Annotated in this window: 7 protein-coding genes; 2 read left to right on the top strand and 5 right to left on the bottom strand. The window is 44.5% G+C overall.

The genetic code is table 11. The annotated features are described in order from the left end of the window. Positions 1 to 124 precede the first annotated feature (124 nt). The 5 genes from O9300_RS12565 to O9300_RS12585 form a co-directional block, all read right to left on the bottom strand. Positions 125 to 286, bottom strand: coding sequence for a hypothetical protein (locus tag O9300_RS12565; RefSeq protein ID WP_287971941.1), 162 nt, complete (start codon positions 284 to 286; stop codon positions 125 to 127). A 356-nt stretch (positions 287 to 642) separates the two neighbouring features. Beyond that, a complete protein-coding gene (locus O9300_RS12570; RefSeq protein ID WP_287971944.1) occupies positions 643 to 1,200 on the bottom strand; it encodes a 50S ribosomal protein L25/general stress protein Ctc in 558 nt (185 codons plus the stop codon). Positions 1,201 to 1,227: 27 nt separating this feature from the next. Next, positions 1,228 to 2,571 carry an adenylosuccinate synthase gene (locus O9300_RS12575; protein WP_287971946.1) on the bottom strand — a complete coding sequence of 448 codons (1,344 nt, stop codon included), beginning with the start codon at positions 2,569 to 2,571 and terminating at the stop codon, positions 1,228 to 1,230. Positions 2,572 to 2,698: 127 nt separating this feature from the next. Continuing rightward, positions 2,699 to 2,866: a hypothetical protein gene (locus tag O9300_RS12580; protein ID WP_002759244.1), complete on the bottom strand. Its 168-nt coding sequence runs from the start codon at positions 2,864 to 2,866 to the stop codon at positions 2,699 to 2,701. A gap of 60 nt (positions 2,867 to 2,926) precedes the next feature. After that, positions 2,927 to 4,090 carry an LptF/LptG family permease gene (locus O9300_RS12585; protein ID WP_287971948.1) on the bottom strand — a complete coding sequence of 388 codons (1,164 nt, stop codon included), beginning with the start codon at positions 4,088 to 4,090 and terminating at the stop codon, positions 2,927 to 2,929. A gap of 208 nt (positions 4,091 to 4,298) precedes the next feature. Between O9300_RS12585 and O9300_RS12590 the strand changes: the two genes are divergently transcribed. Next, the gene (locus tag O9300_RS12590) at positions 4,299 to 5,351 is read left to right on the top strand and encodes a dipeptide epimerase (protein WP_185237432.1); all 1,053 of its coding nucleotides are present in this window, start codon (positions 4,299 to 4,301) and stop codon (positions 5,349 to 5,351) included. Further along, positions 5,344 to 6,387: an N-acetyltransferase DgcN family protein gene (locus O9300_RS12595; RefSeq protein WP_287971950.1), complete on the top strand. Its 1,044-nt coding sequence runs from the start codon at positions 5,344 to 5,346 to the stop codon at positions 6,385 to 6,387. Before O9300_RS12590 ends, O9300_RS12595 begins: the two co-directional genes overlap by 8 nt. Positions 6,388 to 6,778: the final 391 nt, after the last annotated feature.

Raw genomic sequence — 6,778 nt, forward strand, 5'->3', positions numbered from 1 at the left:
TTGCGGTCGAGATACGATACATCTGTACTGAATGAAAAAAGTGCCTGGCTTTTAGGGTATTTTACCTTTTTTTGGGCCTTTTTTCTCGACTTTATTGAGTCGAAACCTTTTTCCTATCGGCATTTCAGGCTTTTTCAGCAAACCCTAAATAGAAATAATCTCCTGTCTCCTGTCTCCTGTCTCCTGTCTCCTGTCTCCCGACTTCTAACCCAATGTGCGCCAAAGATAAGCAAAAATTATTTATTGACTCCAAAAACTTGAGAATATTTAAATTAACATTTAGCAATATTTACAAATTCTTAAGAATTAATTGAGAAAGATTTTTATTTAACAACGATGTTGCAATGGTTACAGCGATTTGATAGAATTTCATAGTGGTTTAGTCTGTGCTTTTTTGGACAGCAATGCTTGAAACCCTCGCCACACCTACAGGGTGATCCTAATTAAGACAGGTAAATTAGTCAATTTCACCCACAACGATGATCTTTTTTTTGTGTAGTTTTATTGCAAAGAAAAAGTTTTTTTGACAAAAAGCACAAAGTATGCAGTAGCAGTTATGGCAGAGTGGGGGTTGGGGAGGGGGAAGCTGTCTCATCACCCTATCACCCCAAAACCCGATCACCCGACCACCGATCAATTAATTTACCGTTTAGCGGCAACAACGGCAAAAACGGTGGTATGGGGATCGTCTTTTAAAGTCACCCCTTCTGGCATTTTCAAATCACCCACGAGCAGGGATTGCCCCACACCGATCTCCGAAACATCAAATTCGATCACTTCCGGGATATTATCGGCAATACAGGAGACATTAACTTCGTTGACGAACTGTTCGATTAAACCGCCCTGTTTGGTTCCGATCGCTTCTCCTATGGCTTTAATCGGAACAACGATATCGAGCTTACCGTGGGCAGACACCGAGAAGAAACTGAGGTGATAGAGATTTCTTTTCCAAGGATGAGATTGTACCTCTTGGATCAAAGCTTTTCCCGTCCAAGGCATTTCGGGAACATTCACATCCACCAAGGTATTATTTACCGAGGCCTTTTTGAGCAGGGTTAAGGCCGCTTTTTCTCCCACCACGAGGGAAACCGACTCCGTGCCGCTGTGGCCGTAGAGAACCGCCGGGATCAAACCCTGACGACGTAGGGCCCTGGGGTTAATATTTTCGGGTCTTTTTTGACATTCAACGCTAACTTGCATAGTTGACTAATCCTCTTTAGCAATGATTTAAAATTCGTGATTATCCCAAGGTGAGCCATTTTCGTCCAAAAGAGCGCGTTTTGGCCCGTGAATGGGGTCTTCAACGATGATAGTTTGGTCGCGACTAGCTCCTAGGGAGATAATAGCGATCGGTACTTCCATGATCGCCCCTAGGAATTTTAGATAATCGAGGGCCTGTTTGGGCAGGTCTTCCAGACTCCGACAATCACTGGTGGGTTGTTGCCACCCCGGCATCGTTCGGTAAATCGGTTGACAACGGGCGAATTCCCCGGCACTGCTGGGTAAATGGCGACAGGTTTGGCCGTCCAATTGGTAGGCGACACAGACTTTGATTTCCTCTAGGGTATCGAGAACATCTAACTTGGTGATCGCTAGACAGTCTAAACCATTGATTCGCACCGCGTAACGACCGATAACCGCATCAAACCAACCGCAACGACGACGACGGCCGGTGGTAGTCCCGAATTCCGCCCCGCGATCGCACAATAACTGCTCGATCTCCCCCTCTAATTCCGTGGGAAATGGACCTTCACCTACCCTAGTGGTGTAAGCTTTGGCCACACCGATCACTCGATCGATTACCGTCGGACCGATGCCAGAGCCCACACAAGCACCGCCGGCGATCGGATTGGAGGAGGTAACGTAGGGATAGGTTCCGTGATCGAGGTCGAGTAAGGTGCCTTGGGCCCCTTCAAAAAGAATATTCTTACGCTTGCGGATTGCTTCGTAGATTTTTAAGGAACTATCGACCACATGGGGACGCAGTATCTCGGCATATTCTAGATATTCCTCGATCACCGTCTTCGCATCTAAAGGCGGTAAGTTATATAACTTTTCTAAAATGACGTTTTTATAATTGATCGTCCATTCTAGTTTTTGCCGCAGATTCTCGGTATTCATCAAGTCGATGACTCGAATGCCGATGCGCTCGGATTTGTCGGCATAGGTGGGGCCGATACCCCTTCCCGTGGTGCCGATTTTATATTTACCCCGTTTTTCCTCGGATGCTTGATCGAGCAGCCGATGATAGGGCATAGTGACATGAGCCGTTTGCGAGATATAGAGATTGTCGGTGGTGACATTGAGGGCGTGTAATTGCGCCATCTCTTTGAGTAACACCGAGGGATCTATGACTGTTCCTGAGCCGATTATACATTCCGTATCTGAGTAGAGAATCCCAGAGGGAATTAGATGGAGTTTGAACGTTTGCTCCTCGACGACGACGGTATGACCCGCATTTACGCCACCTTGAGAACGCACCACCACATCCGCCGATCGACTCAGCAGATCCGTGATTTTTCCTTTTCCTTCGTCGCCCCACTGAGCGCCGATTACAATAACGTTAGCCAAGGTATTTTAGTCTAGCTAAAGTTCACACAAACTACTATTATCCCTCTTGGCGAATACAACTGTCAAGTTATCTCTCTTAGCTAATTGTGGGGAGAAGGCGAGGGGAAAACTCGCCTATTTTCAGGGTTTATTGACCTTCCCGACTGATTTGACGCTCGATAGTTTCGATAGCGGCATTTAATCCCGCTAGACGGGTTTCGAGGTCATCGCGCATCCATTTGAGGAATGTTAATTTACGCTCTTGACATTCTTGGCGGGAAGTGCTGCCACAAGTGTTAAAGAAGAAGGGAAACATAGACTAAGGGGCCTGCTATAACTCTACGTCTCCTATCTTGACGAAAATTTTCAAAAAAGTCTAACCGTTAAGTCGCCATAATAACCACAGACCTAACCCAAAACCGAAAAAGTTAGGCAGCCAGGCAGCTAGGAAGGGGGAGAGGGTGGCGGTTAGTCCCAAGCTGCCGACTAAGAAGTTTAAAAGATAATAGAGGAAAACAATGGCGACACTGAGACCGAAACTGGTTCCCCGACCGATTCTTTGCGGTAGAGAACCCAAGGCACAACCTATGGTAGCAAAGACGATACAGACAAAGGGAAAGGCGATTTTTTGCTGGATTCGCACTTGAAAAAACCTGACTCTCTTATCATCGCCACTGAGTTTGAGCAGTTGCACATATTCGATCGCCTGTGGTATGTTCATCTCGTAGGGATCGCGGCTTTGACGAGCAAAATCGAAAGCGGAGCGAGATAAAGCGATTTTTTCGGCTTTAAAGGGGATAACTTGGCTATAGGAGGCGTTAGGGGGGGTTAATTCATAGATAATGCCGTTAAAAAAGTCCCAGACGTTATCGACGGCATTCCAACGGGCCGAATCGGCGATAATAATTTGATTTAATTCTTGTTTTAGCCAACGGATAACGGTGACGGTTTTCATCTTTTCACCGTCGAATTGTTCAGCATAAAATAAACTTATTAAATTGCGATTAATCGTACCATTTTCTAGGGTTTTTATTTCATAATCGGGATAATAAAAATCTTTATTTTTCCAAAAACTTGCTTCTTTATTAATTTTCTGAACTAAAATTTCTGTGGCTCGATAATTAGCATTGGGAACCACATATTCATTTAATAAAAATGTCACAACTGTAACTATTAAACTCAGGCAGAAAGTGGGTATAAAAAGACGATAAATAGTGACTCCACAGCTTTGCAGGGCAACGGTTTCACTATCACTACTTAAACGACCGTAGGTGATTAAAGTGGCCAGCAAAAGAGAAACCGGCAGGGAATAAGTGACAAATTCTGGCACTTTTAACAGGAGAATTTCTAGGGCTGAAGCGAGGGGTAGATTGGCATCAACTACCTGATTAGCCAAATCGGAAAGATTGCCGATCGCTACTCCCAAAGAGGCAAATAAACCAACACTAAATAAAAATGGGGGTAGTAGTTGGCTGATCAGATAGCGATCAATGAGGGCAATACCTCCATTTACCCAGCAAGAAATCTTTTTCTTAATCATTGATTTTGGTTAACTCACTCCTCTTTCATCCCAATTTCCTAACCCGCAGCCGTCTTGCTTACACCTTCGGTTAGCCTATCATATTTTGTCTTTGACGAAAAACACCGCCGGAAGTTGTATGATTGCGGGGAGAGTGGACAGAAGTAAGGATTTGGGTAAGTGTAGATAATTTTTCTGTTCCTATTCCCCGATCATCCCTAGGTGAATTATGCTGCTAAACTGGCAAACTTTTACTATTCATAAACGAGTACCTTTAACGATTAGTCGCGGCACTACCAGCGAAAATACTAATATATGGCTGCAAATTAGCGAGGAAAATATCGAAGGGTGGGGAGAGGCATCCCCTTTTAATATTACCAGCGAGGAGAAAAAACCCGATAAAATCCTGCAAGAATTAAACTCGATCGCTCCTATTTTACAATCTTTTCACCCCTGTCAACGCCAAGAAATTGAGAAAATTTTATGGCAAAATCAGATATCTTCGGCTACTCGTGCCGCTATTGATACGGCACTGCACGACTGGTTAGGCAAAAAAGCTAATTTACCTCTCTGGCAAATTTTTGGACTCGATCGCTCTTTGATTCCGCCAGTTTCTGTTACTATCGGTTTAAATTCTCCAGAAAATGTGGGGAAGAGGGTGTTAGATTGGCTAGAAATCGGTGATTTTAGCTTATTAAAGGTCAAATTAGGCTCACCGGACGGTATAGAAGCCGATCGAGCCATAATTCTGGCTATTAAAGAAATTGTCCCCCATTTGCCCCTAACTGTCGATGCTAATGGTGGTTGGCAATTTAGCGATGCGGTGAAAATGTGCCAATGGTTAGAGGAAAAAGGCGTTATTTATGTGGAACAACCCCTATCCGTCGGACAAGAACGAGATTTAATTGATTTATACCAAAAATCGCCCCTACCTATCTTCGTCGATGAAAGCTGTTTTTCTAGTCAAGATATCCCGAAACTGGCCGATCGAGTCCACGGCATTAATATTAAACTAATGAAAGCCGGTGGATTAGCGGAAGTGCAAAGAATGATTCATATTGCCCAAGCTTGCCGACTGCAAATTATGTTCGGATGTTACTCTGATAGCAGTTTAGCCAATACTGCCATAGCACATCTTGGCCCGCTTGTCAACTATCTCGACCTAGATAGTCATTTAAATTTACGCGATGATCCCTTCACGGGATTAAGCTTAGAAAAGGGACGTTTACAACCAAATAATTCACCCGGTTTGGGTGTTAGTTTACGGATAAAAGATGACTAATTATTTGACTCCTGACAAGAAAGTAGCGATTCTTCTCCACGAAGGAATCAAAGGAACTCGCGGCAAAACCGGGTTAAGTTATCTGCGTTACGGGAAAGCGCAGGTAGTGGCGATTATTGACGCAGAAAGCGCCGGCAGCACCTTAAAAGAAGTGGCCGGAATCGATCGCCCCTTGCCGATTGTTGCTAGTGTTAGGGAAGCTCTAACCTATCATCCCGATACCCTGTTAATTGGCATCGCACCCTCAGGAGGCATTTTACCACCGGATTGGCTAGAAGAAATCAAAGAGGGGGTAAATGCAGGGTTATCCCTCGTTAATGGTCTCCATACACCCCTAAAACCCCTTTTTCTTCAGCTTAAACTGGATCAATGGATTTGGGATATTCGTCTGGAACCCCAAGGCTTAAAAATTGGGCAAGCGCGGGCGAAAAATTTAACCTGTCAGCGTATTTTAACCGTAGGCACGGATATGAGTGTGGGCAAAATGTCCACTAGCATCGAATTACACCGAGTTGCCCCAGAAAAAGGGCTAAAATCGCAATTTTTAGCCACTGGACAGGGGGGAATTATGATCGCTGGGAAGGGTGTACCCTTGGATGCAGTGCGCGTCGATTATGCTGCTGGTGCGATCGAGGCTTTGGTGTTAGAATCAGCAGAAAATAACGATATTCTGTTTATTGAGGGTCAAGGCTCCCTATTACACCCTGGATCCACTGCTACCTTGCCCTTAATGCGTGGCAGTCAACCAACGGGGTTAATTCTCGTCCATCGCGCTGGACAAATTCATATCAATGATTTACCCGATATTCTCATCCCTCCCCTAACAGAAGTGATTAAACTCTACGAAATGACTGCCAGCGCCGGGGGAAGTTTCGGGGAGGTGAAGGTAAAAGGGATTAGTTTAAATACTTTTCATCTTAGTACGGAGGCGGCAGTTAAAGCTATAGAAGCTGTGCAGGAGGAAACGGGGTTATTTTGTACCGATGTTGTCCGTTTTGGTGGTCAAGGGTTATTATCAGTGATCAGTGAGCAGTAATCAGTAATCAGTGAGTAGTAATCAGTAATCAGTCCATCATTCAATCACATCAACCACAGTCGATGGTGGTGCGTTACTGGACTAGGTAATAGGTGTAGGGGTAATTCATGAATTACCCCTACAATAACGTTTTTCTGGATGTTGTTAAATTTTCTCTTGACAAAGGCGACTAGACATGATACTATATATACAATGGAAAATCAGTGCGCCTGCTAACCCTATTTTCCAATGGTCTTAACTATGATTGATGTAATTAGGGCTTGCTGAATAAAGGTGAAATGTAGGCAAGGTAAGGGTTTTGTGGCTTTACGAGCGAAACAGGTGCAAGATTTTGAGAGAATCGTGCTTCAAAACCTTGCGTCTTCATCGGCCCGCGTCCTGTAGGGGCGAA

Source organism: Microcystis sp. LE19-195.1E, from assembly GCF_027532095.1.
Taxonomy (GTDB): domain Bacteria; phylum Cyanobacteriota; class Cyanobacteriia; order Cyanobacteriales; family Microcystaceae; genus Microcystis; species Microcystis aeruginosa.